Source organism: Streptomyces sp. NBC_00210 (assembly GCF_045160975.1).
Taxonomy (GTDB): Bacteria; Actinomycetota; Actinomycetes; order Streptomycetales; family Streptomycetaceae; genus Streptomyces.
In genome coordinates, this window is sequence record NZ_CP108120.1 from 58,192 (window position 1) to 73,858 (window position 15,667).

Sequence of the window (15,667 nt, forward strand, 5' to 3'; positions counted from 1 at the left end):
AACACCGGGACCTGCGCGTGCCGTACGGCTACCGCACCCCGGCCGACTGGCCCCCTGCTGACTTCCCGCTGGGTGTGTGGGTCACCGACTGTCGTCGGCACTATCCCCGGCCGCCTGGACGCCGACCGCGCCGCCCAGCTCCAGCGCCCTGGGCATGGTCTGGTCGCACTTCGACGTCGGCTTCGAAGAGGGCCTGGCCGCTGCCGCCGCCTGGGCCGCCGAGCACGAAGTCGGCCTGGCCGCACCGGTGGACGCCGTCGTCGGCGAGTACCCGGTAGGGCGCTGGCTGAAGAACCAGCGGGCAGCTGGACGCCGTGCCGCCGAGCTCGAACGCTGCCGCGCCGAGGGACTGCCCGAGCCCAGAGCGGCACTGCGCCCCTGTCCCACGAGCGCAGGCAGGCGCTGGAGGACATCGACTCAGGATGGTGCCCGACGTGGAGCATCGACTGGCAGCGCGCCTTCCGCCTTGCTTGGCTCCACACCAAGGCCGGCGGCATGCTGCCCGACAAGGCAGGTGTGGCCATCGCGGACGGTGAGGACCTGGGCAAGTGGGCCGCCGCCCAGCGCGCCGACTTCGCCAAGCTGACCGCGACTCAGCAGTGGATGCTCACCAGCGTGCTGGGCATCAAGGCCGCGCCGGCCAAGCGCACCCGGGCCGAGATGTGGGCCCAGAACCTGGCAGCCGCCCGCCAGTACCACGAACGCGAAGAGCACCTGGAGGTCCCGCGCAGCCACACCGAGCACATCGACGGACAGACCGTGCGACTGGGCGACTAGGTCAGCCAGCAGCGCGTGAAGGCCGCCAAGCTGTCGCCCGAGCGGGTGGCAGAGCTGTCGGCCCAGGGGATGCGCTGGGCGTGACAAGCAACGACGTGACCGTCGCCGCCGCGGTCGACAGCGAGGCCGTCCGTTTCGCTCAACCACAGCCACGCCGAGCAGGCGACGATGCGACCGCTTTTGCGTCGAGCGCACGACACGAAGCCCGCCCAAGTGAGCAAGGGCGGGCTTCGTATCGTGCAGACGGTGGTCAGGCGCGGCGCCTGCCGCGTTCGGGCCACATTTGGATTAGGTACTCTTCACCCGGCTCGCCGTCGCCCTGGACCCCGTCGGGGTCGAGATCCCGGCCCCGGGAGTGGACGCGCATCCGGTACTTACCCGGCCCGGCGTGGGCATGGTTCTCATCCTCGTCCGCGGGGCCGTTGCACCAACCGCCCGGCTCGCAGGCGGGGTTCGACCCGGGCGAACCGGGCAGCGATCCGGCCTATGGCAACCTCGAACGCCTCCCGCCAACGGACGGGATCTATGCTGTGACCTGCGGCCACCGTCTCTTCGTAAGTCCACACAACTCACGATGATCAACGGTGGCCGCACTTGTCTCCGCACCCGCCCCAGCCCAGCGAGATCACGACCTACGAGCGTTGGGTGAGCAACTCCGCAAGGCGGTCAGCGAATTCGGTGAGCCAGTCCAACTGCGGTCCGCTGCGAGCGATGCGGAATCCGTGGCGGCGGCCCCAGAACGCAGCCTGGACGGCATGGAACTGGGCCCAACGCTGGACACGTTCGGGATCGACTTCCGCAGCCTCGGCGAAGACGTCCAGAGTGCGGTGGACCGCCTTGCGCGGGTCGTCCGCCTCAAGGAGCGTCAACGCGCGCGACTTGAGTAGCGTGCCGCCGTCGTAAGCGGGATCTCCTGCATATCCCTTGGGATCGACGGCCAGCCATGGCTCACGGTCGGCACGCAGGATGTTCCTGGCGTGGAGGTCGCCGTGGATGAGGGTGTCCGGCTGGACGTGGCCGAGCTCGCGGACGGTCGCCACGGCGGCGCCCACCACGTTGCGCGACAGTGCGTGCGTCAGCTCCTCAGCGTCCTTGCGCAGCTGCTCCTCCCAGACATTGGCCTGCTCTTTCAGCCGGGGCAGGCCCGGCGGCGCGGGGATGGCCAGCCGGCGGCTGATCCGGCCGGCGACCGTCACAACCTCGTCGCCGTCTTCCACTCCGGCCAGGGTTGACGCCTGGACCCGCTCAAGCAGCATCGCGAACCGCTCGTCGTCGCGCTCGTGCAGCAGGACCGCTCCGCGCCCGCCCCACGCCGCGAAAGCGTCCGGCTCGTGGACATTGCCAGGGTGCGGAAATGACACCTTCAGCACAGCAGTACCTTCGGCCCGCTGCCGCACGGGGATGATTACCCCGACGCCCCCGTGCATGACCTTCCCGTCCGGCACACACTCCCAGCGCCCCAGCAGCTCTTCCACGATCCCGGCCAGTTCGCCGAGCCATGCCGCTCCGGGCTCTCCTTCGCGCTCAATCGTGCTCTGCGCGAACGCCTCTGGTATCTCGATCACCCGGGCACCTTACGCGCCGGTCTGACGCCGCCACCCAAGCCCGAGCCAGCCACTACCGCCCCCAGGCAGTCCCCCGACCATGAAGATCACGATCTACAGCTGGAGTACTAGTACTCCAGCAGGATTTCGCTGTCTGACCTGCGGGTTTCGCTGGGCGGCTGGAGTGTAGCGGGCTGTGGAGTGGTCAGGGGCGGTCTCACGGAGGCCGCCCCTCGAACGTGCGACAACGCCGCAGGTAATGACAGCGGTTGGGAAAGCTCCCCACGTGATCTTCGAGAGTGCTGCCGAGCAGTGGGACCTTGAACTGGACGACCTCTTCGTGACCATCGGTCATCACTTCGGCCGTGTGGAGCTTCGCCGCCGCATGCGTGACTACGTACGCGGACTGCTCGCCCCGGTGGCCCGAAAGAACAGCTGGCAGCTGGCCGAACAGGCAGGCCATGCCACCCCCGACGGTCTGCAGCACCTGCTCGCCGGCGCAAAGTGGGAGCCCGACGACATCCGCGACGACCTGCAGCAATACGTCGCCGACAAGCTCGGTGAGGACGGCGGGGTCCTCATCATCGACGACACCGGCTTCATCAAGAAGGGCACCACCTCCGCCGGGGTTCAGCGCCAATACTCCGGAACCGCCGGCCGCACCGAGAACTGCCAGATCGGTGTCTTCGCCGCCTACGCCTCCGGCCGCGGGCGCGCCTTGGTGGACCGGGAGTTGTATCTGCCCAAGTCCTGGGCCGAGGACCGTGAACGCTGCCGCGCGGCCAAAGTCCCCGACGACCAGGCGTTTGCCACCAAGGGCGAACTGGCCCGGCGCATGGTGCTGCGGGCCCTCGCCTCACCGCTGCCCATCGCCTGGGTCACTGCGGATTCCGCCTACGGCCAGGAGAGTCGCTTCCGTCGGCTGCTGGAGCAGTCGGGCGTCGGCTATGTGCTGGCCGTGCCCAAGTCCCAGTTCACTGTGGGCTGTCCCCGCATCGAGGGCCTGTTCGCACAGGCCCCGGCCGAGGCGTGGGAGAAGATCTCATGCGGAGACGGCGCGAAGGGACCGCGGGTCTACCACTGGGCGGCGGTGCGGCTGCCGGCCGTCGCCGAGTTCGACTACCAGGGCGAGGTCCCCCATCGGATGCGGTGGGCGCTGGCCCGTCGCAGCATCCGCAAGCCCGACGAAGTCGCCTACTACCTCGCCTACGCCCCTTTGGAGACCACCGCCCGGGAACTGGTGCGGATCGCCGGGTCGCGCTGGGCGATCGAGGAGTGTTTCCAGGCCGCGAAGAACGAGTGCGGCTTGGACCAGTACGAAGTCCGCCGTTACGTGGGCTGGTACCGGCACATCACCCTCGCCATGCTCGCGCACGCCTTCCTGGCAGCCACGGCACACCAGGCCAGGGAAAAGGGGGCGGAACCGGTGAGGCAGCCGGGGCCATCGCGCTCACAGTGGCGGAGGTTCGGCGACTCCTGGCAGCTTGTCGTCCCCGGCCCCCGCACCTGCGCGGACGCCGAGGCCGACGCCACGCGATGAGCTGGTCGAACTGGCGCCGACGACGCCAGGCAGTCGCCCGTCGCTGTCATTACCTGCGGCGTTGTCGCACGTTCGAGGGGCGGCCTCCGTGAGACCGCCCCTGACCACTCCACAGCCCGCTACACTCCAGCCGCCCAGCGAAACCCGCAGGTCAGACAGCGAAATCCTGCTGGAGTACTAGGGTTCTGGCATGCCTTTCTCTGCTGCTCCGAAGCAATCCACGTCTGGGGGCGTGTTCTCGTCGCTGCCGCGACAGCGCACACGTCGGCGGCGGCTCGCCACGGCTACCGGAGCTGGTCTCGTCGTGATCGCCGAAAGCATATGGCTTCTGTTGGGCACCGGGCCCAAACCAGGCGACCATGCACCCATGGCCATATGCGCCGTCGACAACAGCACTCTGCGCGCCGACGTAGACGCGGACGGACAACTGGACGAGATCCACGACCCATACGGCGACGGCACCAGCTCAGTGGTCTTCCAGAGAGACGATCACCGCACCACTGTCAGCGTCGGCGATGCCCGCGGGTTTTGGCAGAAGCTGCGAGGCGCATCGAAGGAGGATATGGAGACACGGGGAACCTTCGGCGACTTCGACGGCGACGGGTACCTCGATCTGGCCCTCTTCTACAGTCAGCGCGACGAGGGCGACACTCCGCGGGACAACATGGTGGTGCATGAGGTGCACTACGGGCCTCTCGCCCGCGACCTGAGCAGTGACCGGACCGGCACCATCCGTATGAAGCACTCGACGTTCGTATACGGGGTGCGGGCCACCGACACCAACCACGACGGCCGCGCCGAGCTCCAGGTCTTCCAGTCAGGCGGGGATGGTTCCGTCTCCCGCTATATCGGTCGGCAGTACGGCGGCGGGGTCTCTGTGAGCCATGAGGAGACCGACTTCTACGGGGTGTCGGACTGGCCCGAACTCAAGCTCGGCTGGCTCGACTTCGGTGCCTGCGCAGATCGCTAGTGCTCCAGTGTGCGGACTGCCCTTAGAACTCCTAACGAAATGAGGGGCGCGGAACGCTAGGCTCAGGTGGTCAGAGCGGAGCCGTCTGGCTTGTGCGGGATGACGAGGGGAGCCCGGCTCCCCTCGCGGCTGACGGCACGCGGAGTCTTCCCTACTGGTCGACATCCGCCCGCGCCGCGCAGGCGGCGAAGATCTGGGGAAATGGGCTACGAGTTGAATCCATGTCTCTGGACGCCTGGCGCGACAGCGAACTGACTACTGCCGCCGGTGAGGGACTCTTGATCGGCGTGAACTGGAGCGGACCCCGTCTCGTCGGGTGGAGTTTCACTCCGGTCGAAGTCCTCAGACGGCTCGCGGCGGCCGACAAGCTCTCGCACTCGCTCGGCAGAGCACACAGTCGCCGCCAGCAGATGAGTGCGCATCCGAGGGTGAGGAATGCTTGATGGATGTCGTCGCGGATCTCCCAGCGGATCCGCAGGCGGCGGAACCAGTGCAGATGGGCGAACGCGCGCTCCACGACCCTGCGTTGGGTGTCCAGGCCCGAACCGTGCTCGGTGCCCCGGCGGGCGATCAGTGGCTTCACGCCGAGATCCCAGACCAGACGGCGGTACTTGTCGTGGTCGTAGCCACGGTCGCCCAGCACCACGTCCGGGCGGCACCGGGGCCGGCCTCGCTTGCTCCGCACCGGCGGTACCGCCTGAAGCAGTGGGATCAGCTGGGTGACGTCGTTGCGGTTGCCGCCGGTCAGGGTGGCGGCGAGCGAGATGCCGGTGGCGTCGGTGATCAGGTGATGTTTACTGCCCGTCCTGCCCCGGTCGACGGGACTTCGTCCGGTCTTGGAGCCCCCTTTAACGCCCGGATGTGGGAGCCGTCGACGGCCGCCCGGGAGAAGTCCAGGGCGTTCGCGCGGCGGAGCTCGGCGAGGAGGACCTGATGCAGCCGGGGCCATACCCCGTCCTCGGTCCACTCGGCCAGGCGGCGCCAGCAGGTCACGCCCGAGCCGAAGCCGAGTTCCTGCGGCAGGTGTTACCAGGCAATCCCGGTGTGCAGGACGAACAAGATGCCCTGGAACACCAGCCGGTTCGGATGCCGCTTGCGTCCCGAATGCCGAGTCCGACGCTCAACCTTGGGCAACAGCGGCTCGATCACCACCCACAACTCGTCATCGACGTCCCACGGCTTCGGCCGAGCCACCCTGCACCCCCGGATCACGCATCCCGGAGTGATCCAACCACCTCGAAGATCATTTCGTTAGGAGTTCTAAGTCCAACCCGGGGAGTGCACGATGGCCTTGTCCCAGTCTGACCTGTTGCGGCTGCTGGAGTCACTACGTGCGGCGGATGGAGTCGAGACAATCCGCGCGGTGTGCGAGCGCATTCTGCAGGAACTAATCGAGGCGGAGGCCACCGCCCGGATCGGCGCCGAGTGGAACGAGCACACCGAGTCCCGCACCACCTGGCGCAACGGGCACCGCGAGAAGTCGCTGACCACGCAGGCGGGCGATGTGGAGCTGGCGATCCCGAAGATCCGGGCGGGGAGCTTCTTCCCCTCGCTGCTGGAGCGCCGCCGCCGGATCGACCGGGCCTTGGATGCGGTGGTGATGGAGGCATACGTGCTCGGGGTGTCCACCCGCAGCGTCGATGACCTGGTCAAAGCCCTGGGTGCGGACACCGGCATCTCCAAGAGCGAGGTCTCGCGGATCTGTGCCGGGATGGATGCGGAACTGACGGCTTTCCGTACCCGGCCGCTGGATCACACCCGCTTTCCCTGTCTGTTCTTGGACGCCACCTACGTCAAGGCCCGGGTGAACCATCAGATCGTCTCGCAGGCCGTGGTGATCGCTACCGGTGTCAGCGAGCAGAGCAACCGCGAGGTGGTCGGGGTGATGGTGGATGACAGCGAGAGCGAGGCGTCCTGGACCGCGTTCTTACGCAGCTTGCGCGAGCGGGGGCTTTGCGGGGTGCGGTTGGTGGTTTCCGACAGCCATTCGGGGCCGGTGAAGGCCATCCGCAAGGTCATGTTCGGTGCCGGCTGGCAGCGCTGCCGGGTTCATTTCGTGCGCAACGTCTTCTCGGTAATCGAAAAGGGCACCGGGGAGATGGTCGCCGCGACCATCCGCACCATCTTCGCCCAGCCCACCGCTGAGGCAGTCCGGGCCCAGCTGGATACTGTCGCCGACATGCTCGGCAGACAGTTCCCCAAGGTCAAAACCATGCTGCTGGAGGCGAAGGAGGACCTCACCGCCTTCGCCGACTTCCCCCAGCAGCACTGGAAGAAGATCCAGTCCACCAACCCGCTGGAACGGATCAACCGAGAGATCAAACGCCGCACCGACGTCGTCCAGGTCTTCCCCAACCCCGAGGCCGTCCTACGACTGGCCACCGCAGTGCTGGCCGAAATGCACGACGAATGGATCGCCTTCCCCCGCCGCTACCTCTCCGAAGAGAGCATGGCCACCGTCTACGCCACCGTCGGCACCGAGGCCCTCCCCGGCACTACCGAGGGCTGATCCCCTCCATCACGGCAGGGGGACACGATCGACTAAAACCGCTCATGCGCGATGCCGGACCATGTGCAGCTCACCCGGCCGCGCGGCAACCTGGTCAACTCGCCGGGCTGGTCAGGACACAGTTCGGATAATCGTTGTCCGGATCGCCGACGGCGACCCAGAGCTTCAGGACCTTGCCTTGCCTCAAGGCGTCGTAGGAGTCGGGCTCCCGCTCACCCGTTTCAGGGTGAGCGGCGTCGAAGGTCACACCGACGAAGGTTTGCTTCTTGTTGGAGTCTTGCACCCAGGTGCCTGTTCCGGACCCGGTCAAACCCTCGTCCCAGCGGTAGGCGATGCAGACTTTATCGGCGATGAACGTCCCGTCCGGCTTCAGCGTGAGGGTGCCGCCGTCGGCATCGGTCCACGTGGTCGCAAGTTCGGCCGGCTTCAGAACGACCGCATCGCCTTCGGGCGGCGGCATGACGGTCAACCTGCCGCAGGCCGTCAGGGCGAGGGCCATGGCGAGCAAGATCGGCGCAGTACGACAGGAACGCAACACACTCCACCCCTAGCGGGTTCCGCAGGCCGCGTGCGCGACCGATGGGCTCAAGAACGCACGCCGTACCCTGGCACAGAGTTTGAACACGTTCAAGTCAGTCGTCGGCGGCCACTCTCTTCACGAGGCGTGAGGCGGTACGGCAGCGAAGTACCGCAACCACAACGGCCGATCGCGGTCGGGCCGCGAACAGTCCATGGATCACCTTCTTCGCGAACCGCTTCCTGGCCCGGCGCACGCGACGGTCCATGCCATCACCACTTGACGCGACGGGCACCGCGACAGGTTGCTGACCACCCAGGGCAGAGAACAACTGCTCGCCGCTACACCACACCAGGAGACATGACTCGGCACTTCACACCAGCTCGGCATCGCTGAGCCGCGGGGATGTCCCGACCCTCGGTCGCCATGGGTCGAGCTGCGGCGACGCTTTCAGCAGGTCATCGGTCTTCGCGTAGAGCGCGGTAGCGAGCGTGTCCAAGTCAGTCGTCACACACTGATCTTGGGTACTACTGGCCTTTGCTCACGCAGCTACCCCTTGGAATCAGTCGTCTAGGTCGGCCCCGCACCCGCGGGGATGTTCCGCCCTGGCTCCACCAGTAGGTAGGCACGGGAAGTCAGTTGCACTCGCCAGGGGCGTTCGGTTGCCTGATGCAGTCAGGCCGTGCGGGCGCGGAGGCGGCGCAGCATGCGCGGGTCCTCGAAACCGACTGAGCGGGCGGCGGCGTCGATCGTCGCGCCGTGGCTGATGAAGTGCTGGGCGCGTTCGAGGCGGAGGGTCTGCTGGTAGCGCAGTGGGGTGAGCCCGGTGGCGCGGCTGAAGAGGCGGGTGAGGGTGCGTTCGCTCACGCCGACGGCCGAGGCCAGGGTGGGCAGGGGGAGCGGTTGGTCGAAGCGGGCGTCGATGAGGTCTTGGGCGCGGTGCACGGTGTCGTCGAGGTGGGACCGGTGCCGGAGCATCGCGCTGGACTGGGGCTCGTGGCCGTTGCGGCGAGCGTAGACGACCATTTCCCGGGCCACCTGGGCTGCGATGGCCGGGCCGTGCCGGGTCGCGACCAGGTGCAGGGCCAGATCGATGCCGCTGGCGATGCCGGCCGAGGTGATCACCCGGTCGTCGGTGGTGAACAGGACGTCGCGGACGACCACCGCCCTGGGGTGGCGCAGGGCCAGTTCGTCCTGCACGTCGTGGTGGGTGGTGCAGTGGCGGCCGTCGAGCAGGCCGGCCTGGCCGAGCGCCTCGGCTCCGGCGCAGACGCTGGCCACCGTTCCGCCCCTGGCGTGGTGGTCCCGGAGGACCTGTAGGGAGGCAGCGCCGATGGCGGGGTCGTGGGCCAGGGTGAGTGTCCGCCAGCCGGGCACCACGATCAGATCTTCGGGCCCGAGCTCGGGCCAGTCGAGCCCGGCCACCAGCGGCAGCCCCTGGGCGGTGGAGACCTGTGGCTGCTCGGCGACGTAGGCGAGGGTGTAGGGGTGCCCGAAGTCGGCGGCTGTGGAGAAGACCTGCGCGGGGCCGGCCAGGTCCAGCATATGGACTCCGGGCACCAGGAAGAAGACGATGTGGCTCACGATTCGGTCATCATGCCTGAAGTCCTGCTGCGGCTTCCAGCTGGTCGACCGTTGCGATGGTGGCGAAGCGTCCGGCGAGGGCGTACTCGGTGCGTCGGATGACCTCTTCGGCAGGCAGTGTGCGGGGGTCGGCCAGCAGCTGGGCGACGCTCTGGTCGGCGGGGGCGTCGCGGTGCGGGATGGGATTGGTCGCGGTCGCGTCGATGACAAAGGTGACCTGGTAGCCGAGGTCGCTGGCGACGCGGGTGGTGGTCTCCACGCACTGCTCGGTGCGGATGCCGCAGACGGTGAGCTCGCGGATACCGCGCTCGGTGAGGAGTTGCTGCAGGTTGGTGGTGGTGAAGGCGTTGTGGGAGGTCTTGTGGATCAGTGGGTCCCCATCCGCTCGCTCCAGCTCCTCCATCAGCCGGACATGGCCGAGGGCCGGGTCGAAGACATCGCCGCTGCCGGGTTCGGAGTGCAGTACCCACACGACCAGGTCCTCGGCCTGACGGGAGATCCGGACCAGGCGGTTGACCTGGTTGGCGATCTTCAGGTCGGAGGTGGTTGCCCACAGCGGACGGGCGCGGAAGGACTCCTGGACATCGATGACGATCAGTGCTCGGGTCATGTCCCCAAGCCTGAGCCGCGCGGGCGGGGCGGCGACAGGCAGCATCGGGTCGGGCAGCGGACCGATCCGGTCATCAGTAGCTAAGGCAGTTGAGCAACCACGGCAGGGGCGCGAGGAACTGATCGAGATCGGTAGGCAGCTGCCTGCGCCCTCCCGCTTCGCGCACGCAGTTGATCAAGCCATGCCTCGCGCCTCTGGATAGTGCACTTTTGGGCGTCCGCCGGCAGGTCATCGATGGCGAGGGCTTCGTGGGTGGGTGCCCCAGTGGTAGAGGGTCCAGGCGCGTCGGAGCAGGCAGCGGACGGTGATGATGGTGCTGGCCAGGGCGATGAAGAACTCGAGTGGGGCTCTTCGTGGCTCGGTACAGCGGCGGAGCTTGCCGAAGTTGTTCATCCAGGACTTCGTGCGCTCCACCACCCTCCACCCACCGTCCGCCGGCCTGGATCGAGGTCTTCGCGCCGCGCTCGGCGATCTGACCAAAGATCCCTCGGGCCTCCGGGTCATGGTGGACCATGCCATAGTCGTACCCGGCGTCCAGGCTCAGGCGCGGGTGCTCGGGCAGCGGTCCCAGGGCCGCTGCCGGTTCGGCGAAGTGGTCGAGGGTGGCGGGCAGCCGTGGCGACCGTTCTGATAGGCGTCGGCGCAGCCTGGTTCCTGATCGAAATGCATCACGCCCAAAGCGCCGACGGCCGCCGGTCGGGGGCCAGGAGCCTCTCGGCAGCCGGGCCGACAAGCCCGGCCCAGGTGGAGAACAGCCGCACGTGTGCCCAGTCGCACGCCGCCGCGCCGGCACCGTTCCCGGCCTCCGGGACAAGAGGCTCAAGGCCGCGACCGGCGAGGCGGGCGGCGGCGCGCCCGAACGGGTCGTCGTTCGGCGGGCGGGGAGCCGGTACGCGAGGAGCATGCAGGTTTCCTCCTGCCCGTCCCGCGTCCACGGAAAATTTCGCCTCAGCGCCATCCGATTCCCGCCCTGAGACGTATCTGAGTTGGAAGGAGGGAAGATCATGATCTTCAATAGTCTCAGTCCCGCGAAGCACCGCCGGGACAAGAAGGACAAGACGTCGGACCGCTCGGATTCCACCGGCAAGCGCCGTCGTCGCCGCCGTACCACCACCCATGGTCACAAGTGACCGCAGACAACGGCTGAGCGGGCCCGGGCCCCGGATTTGCCCGGCCCGCTCAAGGCCGTGATCCATGAGGAACGCGTGCCATGACGCATGTCCGGCGGCATGTTCTGCGGCGGCTGCTGTCGGTGACCGATGACCACGATGGGGTTGTCGCCGCCGCGCCTCCGGTCGCCCCGCGTGAGGTGTTCCGGCGTTTTTGGCCCTATACACGCGGTGGTCGGCGCTGGCTTGTCCCCCTGCTCGGCTTCAGCATGATCGGGCCCGTCATCGATGCGGCCGAGATCTGGCTTTTCAAGGTCGTGGTGGACGACGTCCTCGTCCCGCGTGATCTGGGTCCCTTCCCCTGGATAGCCCTTGCATACGTGGGACTCATCGTTTGCTCCGGCCTGCTGGGATTCGCCGACGACGTGCTGTCCACCTGGGTCAGCGAGCGGTTCCTGCTGGACCTGCGGTCGGATGTGTTCCGGCACGTCCAGGGACTGTCGCTCGGGTTTTTCGAGCGACGGCGGCTGGGGGACGTGCTGTCCCGTGTCACCGGCGACGTCGACGCGGTCGAGACGTTCCTCCTGTTAGGGGTGGCGAACGGGCTCTACCACGTCGTCCGCCTGGGCGTCTTCCTCGGCCTGCTGTTCTACCTGCGGTGGGATCTGACTCTCCTCGCACTCGTCATCGTGCCGCTGTTCTGGTGCTCGGCCCGGCGTTTCTCCCGGCTGATCAAAGCCGCGTCACGGGAGCGCAGACGGCGCAGCGGTTCGATCAGTGCGATCGCCGAGGAGTCGCTCGGCAACGCCGCCCTGGTCCAGGCCTACAACCGGCAGGAGTGGGAGGAGGGCCGGTTCGAGCGCGAGAACGTGGGCAGGTTCCGAGCGACGATGGCTTCGGTGCGGATCCGCGCGGCCTACGGGCCGGTCGTCGAAATCATCGAGCTGACCGGGGCGCTGTCGGTGATGGCGCTGGGCACCTGGAAGTTGGCGCAGGGCCAGCTCACACTGGGCGGCCTGCTGGTCTTCCTGGCGCTGCTGAGCAAGCTCTACAGCCCCATCCGCGACCTGTCCGGCCTCACCAATACCTTCTACGCGGCGTCCGCCTCCGCCGAGCGGATCATCGAGTTGCTCGACCAGCGCCCCCAGGTCCTCGAAGGCGCCGCCGCGCGGCGGATCGGACGTGCCCGCGGGCACGTGGAGTTCGACGGCGTCTCCTTTCGCTATCCGGGCACATCCCGGTGGGCCCTGTCCGATGTGTCGTTCCGGGTGGAGTCGGGCGGGACGCTGGCGGTGGTCGGGGCGAGCGGCGCCGGCAAATCCACCGTCGCGAAGCTGCAACTGCGCTTCTACGACCCGGAACACGGGGCGGTCCGCCTCGACGGCACCGATCTGAAGGACCTCCGGCTGTCCGAACTGCGGGAGAACGTCGCGGTGGTACTGCAGGAGACCCTCGTCTTTCACGGCTCCGTGCGCGAGAACATCGCCTACGGCCGCCCGGGGGCGAGCGAGGCGGACATCGTCGCAGCGGCCCGCGCCGCCGACGCGCACGACTTCATCCGGCTCCTCCCGGAGGGTTACGACACCCTGGTGGGCCAGCGCGGCCGCACGCTCTCCGGCGGCCAGCGCCAACGCCTGGCGATCGCCCGCGCGATGATCAGGGACGCACCCGTGCTGCTCCTCGACGAGCCGACCACCGGGCTGGACACACAGTCGGGCTGGCGGATCATGGAACCCCTGGGCCGGCTGATGGCCGGTCGGACCACCATCGTCATCTCCCACAATCTGCTCATGGTCCGCGACGCGACATCGATCGTGGTGCTGGACCACGGCCGGATCGTCGAGCACGGCACACACGAAGACCTGCTCCTGCGCGGCGGAACCTACGCGAAGCTTCACCGGCTGAAGGGCGCAAGGGACACCGTGCCCGTCGGCTCCCCAGAGGTGAGTGCTCTCATGACCAGAGGACTGCCATGAACAAGGCCACAGCACCAAAGGCCGCAGCACGACCGGCTCCGCCGCCCCTGGCGCCCGGAACGAGCCCCGCGCCGGGCTACGAGGTACTGGCGCACCTCGCCCGGACCGGATGGCTCGACCTCTACGACAGCTGGAGCGAGGAACGGGGCTGCCGATGCGTAGTGAAAGTGGTGCGTCCCGACCGACGTCACGAGGGACGGCTACGGGACCGGCTGCTGCAGGAGGGCGACTGGCTCCGGGCCTTCACCCATCCGCACCTGGTGCGCGCCTACGAGACCCTCGACTCGCCCCAGCCGCTCGTCGTGCTGGAAACACTGACCGGCGAAACCCTGTCCCACCTCATCCACCGGCTGCCGCGCGAAACAGCCGCCCAGGACGTGGCCCTCCTCGGCGTGCACCTGTGTTCCGCGGTCCACTACCTCCACGGACAGGGTCTGCTGCACCTGGACCTCAAGCCCTCCAACATCGTCGTCGACTGCGGACACGCCAAAGTGCTCGACCTCAGCGTCGCCCGCCCGCCCGGCACCGCCCCTCCCGGCGTGGGCACCTTCAGCTACCTCGCTCCCGAACAGGCGCGCGGTGGCCCGCTGTCGGCCGCCGCCGACGTGTGGGGCATCGGCGTCACCCTGTACGAGGCCGCAACCGGCGAAGTGCCGTTCGACAGCGGCGAGACCGTGGAGGGAAGCGTGGACGGAAGCGTGGAGGGGGCCGGCGGCGGACCCGGCGGCCAGGACGACTGGTATCCCCAGCTCGAAGAAACAGCGCCGCCGACAGCATCCCGCCGACGCCTGCCGCACGACCTGGCCGCGGCCATCGACAGCTGCCTCCGGCCCGACCCTGCCGCCCGGCCCACGATTCCCGAACTCGCCGCCGCCCTCGACGCAAACCCGCCCCGGCTGCACCGCGCCGGTACACCGCCGCCGGCAGCCCAGTGACGCGGTGGGGGCCGCGAACTCCTGGAGACGACCACGACCCCTGTCGAACAGGTCGCCCGCCGCACCGGCCTGGGCAGCCCCGCGGCCTTCCGTGCCGCCTTCCACCGGTACGTCGGCACCTTCCCCGCGGACTTCCGAGCCACCTTTCATGCGTGATACCCGATTGATCCAGTGCCACCGCGTCTGACCTGTAAGAAGCGCAGAGCCGCGCGAATCCCGACCGCACAGAGACATACAGCACTCACGCCGCAGCCTCCGTCTTTCGGGAGTGTCACCCCCAGTATCCGCCCCTGGTCGTCATCTGCGGGGCGCGACCCCGCGTCATGGCAACGAGCGTGTGAGCCATACCACTTCACCGCTGTCGTCCGTGGAAACGTGATCCCGCTCGAACCCGAGCTTCTCAAGGACACGGAACGACGGTGTGTTCCATGCGCCGACGGTCGACCAGAGCCGTTTCCGCCCGGTCGCTCCAGCGGCATCGAGCACCGCGCTGGCCGCCTCCGTGGCGTAGCCACGCCCATGCACGCGCTGGAACAACTCATACGCGATCTCAGGCTCCTCAACGGCGGAGCGGCCGATGATCAACCCGCAATAGCCGATGAAGTCGCCCTCGTCACGGCGCTGGATGGGCAGCAGGGCGATCCCCGTCGTCGCCGTTGCGGTGAGCTGCTTCGCGATGAGCGTCCCGGTGTGCTCAACCGTGGGCGCCCGTTGCCGCGTTCGGACTGCAGGGCGCGGAGCTCATCGGCGTCCGACTCGGCCCACGGCCGCAGTATCAGCCGCTCGGTCTCAAGGTGGAACGACATCGCCTCGTACCTAGACATGCCCCTACTCTGCCCCACGGATCATCACGAACCACAGCCCGAGCACTTGGCCGCCGACCCGGCCGCGGTGGCGACGGCCGGCGTCGAGCCGGCCCTGGTGAGTCACCACGGTCCACGGTGAGCCGACTCGGATACGCGGTGCGACGCTTGTAGCATTGCAGTATGGCTGTCTCGTCGCAGATGGTGCCGCTGGGTACGCCCGCGCCGGACTTCGCGCTTCCCGATCTGGCCGGCCGGACTGTCCGCCGTGACGACTTTGCCACCGCCCCTGGGCTATTGGTCGCATTTTTGTGCAACCACTGTCCTTACGTTCGCCATGTCGAGGCCGGGATCGGCAGGCTGCTCGCCCGGTACCCGAGCCTGGCTGTGGTGGGCGTGTGCGCCAACGACACCGACGCCTACCCGGACGACCGGCCCGAACGCCTGGCTGAACAGGCCGGGCGGGCGGGCTGGACCTTCCCGTACCTGGTGGATGCCGACCAGACCGTCGCCCGGTCCTACCAGGCCGCCTGCACACCGGATTTCTACCTGTACGACGCCCAGCGCCACCTGGCCTACCGCGGGGCAATGGACGAGTCCACACCGGGGAGCGGCAAGCCGGTCACCGGTGAACTGCTGGACACCGCGATCACTCGCGTCCTGGCCGGTGAGCCGGTCCCTGAGCCCCACCGGCCGAGCATGGGCTGCTCCATCAAATGGCGAGAGTGATCACCTGCTGATCGGATTCGCGAGGGACTGCCTGCCGCCCCACACGGCAGCGATGGCGCGCAAG

The 15,667-nt window shown here is 68.1% G+C and carries 15 protein-coding genes and 5 pseudogenes; 11 read left to right on the forward strand and 9 right to left on the reverse strand.

What is annotated here, in order from left to right:
• Positions 1 to 154 precede the first annotated feature (154 nt).
• Together OG729_RS00325 and OG729_RS00330 are read left to right on the forward strand one after the other, a co-directional pair.
• The gene (locus tag OG729_RS00325) at positions 155 to 586 is read left to right on the forward strand and encodes a Helicase associated domain protein (protein WP_405810993.1); all 432 of its coding nucleotides are present in this window, start codon (positions 155 to 157) and stop codon (positions 584 to 586) included.
• Positions 496 to 777 (forward strand): hypothetical protein, encoded by a 282-nt coding sequence (locus OG729_RS00330; RefSeq protein ID WP_405811447.1) that lies wholly within the window; start codon positions 496 to 498, stop codon positions 775 to 777. The genes OG729_RS00325 and OG729_RS00330 overlap by 91 nt, the downstream gene beginning before the upstream one ends.
• A 632-nt stretch (positions 778 to 1,409) precedes the next feature.
• On the opposite strand, the gene OG729_RS00335 is transcribed toward OG729_RS00330, so the two are convergent.
• On the reverse strand, positions 1,410 to 2,342 hold the full coding sequence (locus OG729_RS00335) for an aminoglycoside phosphotransferase family protein (RefSeq protein WP_405803483.1): 933 nt from the start codon (positions 2,340 to 2,342) through the stop codon (positions 1,410 to 1,412).
• A 238-nt stretch (positions 2,343 to 2,580) separates the two neighbouring features.
• On the opposite strand from OG729_RS00335, the gene OG729_RS00340 reads away from it, so the two are divergent.
• The 3 genes from OG729_RS00340 (at position 2,581) to OG729_RS00350 (ending at position 5,274) form a co-directional block, all read left to right on the forward strand.
• Entirely contained in the window at positions 2,581 to 3,861 is a 1,281-nt protein-coding gene (locus OG729_RS00340) for an IS701 family transposase (RefSeq protein ID WP_405803484.1), read from the forward strand.
• Positions 3,862 to 4,228: 367 nt separating this feature from the next.
• The gene (locus OG729_RS00345) at positions 4,229 to 4,831 is read left to right on the forward strand and encodes a hypothetical protein (protein ID WP_405803486.1); all 603 of its coding nucleotides are present in this window, start codon (positions 4,229 to 4,231) and stop codon (positions 4,829 to 4,831) included.
• A gap of 92 nt (positions 4,832 to 4,923) precedes the next feature.
• Entirely contained in the window at positions 4,924 to 5,274 is a 351-nt protein-coding gene (locus OG729_RS00350) for a DUF2750 domain-containing protein (RefSeq protein ID WP_405810995.1), read from the forward strand.
• Here OG729_RS00350 and OG729_RS00355 read toward each other — a convergent pair.
• A pseudogene (locus tag OG729_RS00355) lies at positions 5,229 to 6,025 on the reverse strand (IS5 family transposase); the annotation flags it as partial. The gene OG729_RS00350 and the pseudogene OG729_RS00355 sit on opposite strands and share 46 nt — an antisense overlap.
• A 91-nt stretch (positions 6,026 to 6,116) precedes the next feature.
• On the opposite strand from OG729_RS00355, the gene OG729_RS00360 reads away from it, so the two are divergent.
• Positions 6,117 to 7,340, forward strand: coding sequence for an IS256 family transposase (locus OG729_RS00360; RefSeq protein ID WP_405803488.1), 1,224 nt, complete (start codon positions 6,117 to 6,119; stop codon positions 7,338 to 7,340).
• A gap of 94 nt (positions 7,341 to 7,434) precedes the next feature.
• Here the strand turns inward: OG729_RS00360 and OG729_RS00365 are convergent, their stop codons facing one another.
• The 6 genes and pseudogenes from OG729_RS00365 to OG729_RS00390 form a co-directional block, all read right to left on the reverse strand.
• Complete coding sequence (locus OG729_RS00365; RefSeq protein WP_360880346.1) at positions 7,435 to 7,839, reverse strand: hypothetical protein; 405 nt, start codon at positions 7,837 to 7,839, stop codon at positions 7,435 to 7,437.
• A gap of 394 nt (positions 7,840 to 8,233) precedes the next feature.
• Positions 8,234 to 8,368 (reverse strand): annotated as a pseudogene (locus OG729_RS00370) (IS982 family transposase); the annotation flags it as partial.
• Between the two features lie 164 nt (positions 8,369 to 8,532).
• Positions 8,533 to 9,441: a GlxA family transcriptional regulator gene (locus OG729_RS00375; protein ID WP_405803490.1), complete on the reverse strand. Its 909-nt coding sequence runs from the start codon at positions 9,439 to 9,441 to the stop codon at positions 8,533 to 8,535.
• A gap of 10 nt (positions 9,442 to 9,451) precedes the next feature.
• The gene (locus OG729_RS00380) at positions 9,452 to 10,051 is read right to left on the reverse strand and encodes a cysteine hydrolase family protein (RefSeq protein WP_405803492.1); all 600 of its coding nucleotides are present in this window, start codon (positions 10,049 to 10,051) and stop codon (positions 9,452 to 9,454) included.
• A gap of 228 nt (positions 10,052 to 10,279) precedes the next feature.
• Positions 10,280 to 10,664, reverse strand: a pseudogene (locus tag OG729_RS00385) (IS5/IS1182 family transposase); the annotation flags it as partial.
• An 85-nt stretch (positions 10,665 to 10,749) separates the two neighbouring features.
• Positions 10,750 to 10,959: pseudogene (locus tag OG729_RS00390) on the reverse strand (flavoprotein); the annotation flags it as partial.
• Between the two features lie 96 nt (positions 10,960 to 11,055).
• On the opposite strand from OG729_RS00390, the gene OG729_RS00395 reads away from it, so the two are divergent.
• The 4 genes from OG729_RS00395 (at position 11,056) to OG729_RS00410 (ending at position 14,227) form a co-directional block, all read left to right on the forward strand.
• The gene (locus tag OG729_RS00395; RefSeq protein WP_360880328.1) at positions 11,056 to 11,181 is read left to right on the forward strand and encodes a hypothetical protein; all 126 of its coding nucleotides are present in this window, start codon (positions 11,056 to 11,058) and stop codon (positions 11,179 to 11,181) included.
• A gap of 80 nt (positions 11,182 to 11,261) precedes the next feature.
• Positions 11,262 to 13,136 (forward strand): ABC transporter ATP-binding protein, encoded by a 1,875-nt coding sequence (locus OG729_RS00400; RefSeq protein ID WP_405803494.1) that lies wholly within the window; start codon positions 11,262 to 11,264, stop codon positions 13,134 to 13,136.
• Positions 13,133 to 14,071, forward strand: coding sequence for a serine/threonine-protein kinase (locus OG729_RS00405; RefSeq protein ID WP_405803496.1), 939 nt, complete (start codon positions 13,133 to 13,135; stop codon positions 14,069 to 14,071). The genes OG729_RS00400 and OG729_RS00405 overlap by 4 nt, the downstream gene beginning before the upstream one ends.
• A 21-nt stretch (positions 14,072 to 14,092) precedes the next feature.
• Positions 14,093 to 14,227, forward strand: a complete 135-nt coding sequence (locus OG729_RS00410) for a hypothetical protein (RefSeq protein ID WP_405810997.1) — start codon at positions 14,093 to 14,095, stop codon at positions 14,225 to 14,227.
• Between the two features lie 165 nt (positions 14,228 to 14,392).
• Here OG729_RS00410 and OG729_RS00415 read toward each other — a convergent pair.
• Positions 14,393 to 14,895: pseudogene (locus OG729_RS00415) on the reverse strand (GNAT family N-acetyltransferase).
• Positions 14,896 to 15,057: 162 nt separating this feature from the next.
• On the opposite strand from OG729_RS00415, the gene OG729_RS00420 reads away from it, so the two are divergent.
• Positions 15,058 to 15,603 carry a thioredoxin family protein gene (locus OG729_RS00420; protein ID WP_360880316.1) on the forward strand — a complete coding sequence of 182 codons (546 nt, stop codon included), beginning with the start codon at positions 15,058 to 15,060 and terminating at the stop codon, positions 15,601 to 15,603.
• Positions 15,604 to 15,667: the final 64 nt, after the last annotated feature.

Coding starts and splice junctions, on each gene's coding strand:
- OG729_RS00325 (WP_405810993.1), top strand. CDS start 155: ATGGTCTGGTCGCACTTCGACGTCGGCTTCGAAGAGGGCCTGGCCGCT.
- OG729_RS00330 (WP_405811447.1), top strand. CDS start 496: ATGCTGCCCGACAAGGCAGGTGTGGCCATCGCGGACGGTGAGGACCTG.
- OG729_RS00340 (WP_405803484.1), top strand. CDS start 2,581: ATGACAGCGGTTGGGAAAGCTCCCCACGTGATCTTCGAGAGTGCTGCC.
- OG729_RS00345 (WP_405803486.1), top strand. CDS start 4,229: ATGGCCATATGCGCCGTCGACAACAGCACTCTGCGCGCCGACGTAGAC.
- OG729_RS00360 (WP_405803488.1), top strand. CDS start 6,117: ATGGCCTTGTCCCAGTCTGACCTGTTGCGGCTGCTGGAGTCACTACGT.
- OG729_RS00365 (WP_360880346.1), bottom strand. CDS start 7,839: ATGGCCCTCGCCCTGACGGCCTGCGGCAGGTTGACCGTCATGCCGCCG.
- OG729_RS00380 (WP_405803492.1), bottom strand. CDS start 10,051: ATGACCCGAGCACTGATCGTCATCGATGTCCAGGAGTCCTTCCGCGCC.
- OG729_RS00395 (WP_360880328.1), top strand. CDS start 11,056: ATGATCTTCAATAGTCTCAGTCCCGCGAAGCACCGCCGGGACAAGAAG.
- OG729_RS00400 (WP_405803494.1), top strand. CDS start 11,262: ATGACGCATGTCCGGCGGCATGTTCTGCGGCGGCTGCTGTCGGTGACC.
- OG729_RS00405 (WP_405803496.1), top strand. CDS start 13,133: ATGAACAAGGCCACAGCACCAAAGGCCGCAGCACGACCGGCTCCGCCG.
- OG729_RS00420 (WP_360880316.1), top strand. CDS start 15,058: ATGGCTGTCTCGTCGCAGATGGTGCCGCTGGGTACGCCCGCGCCGGAC.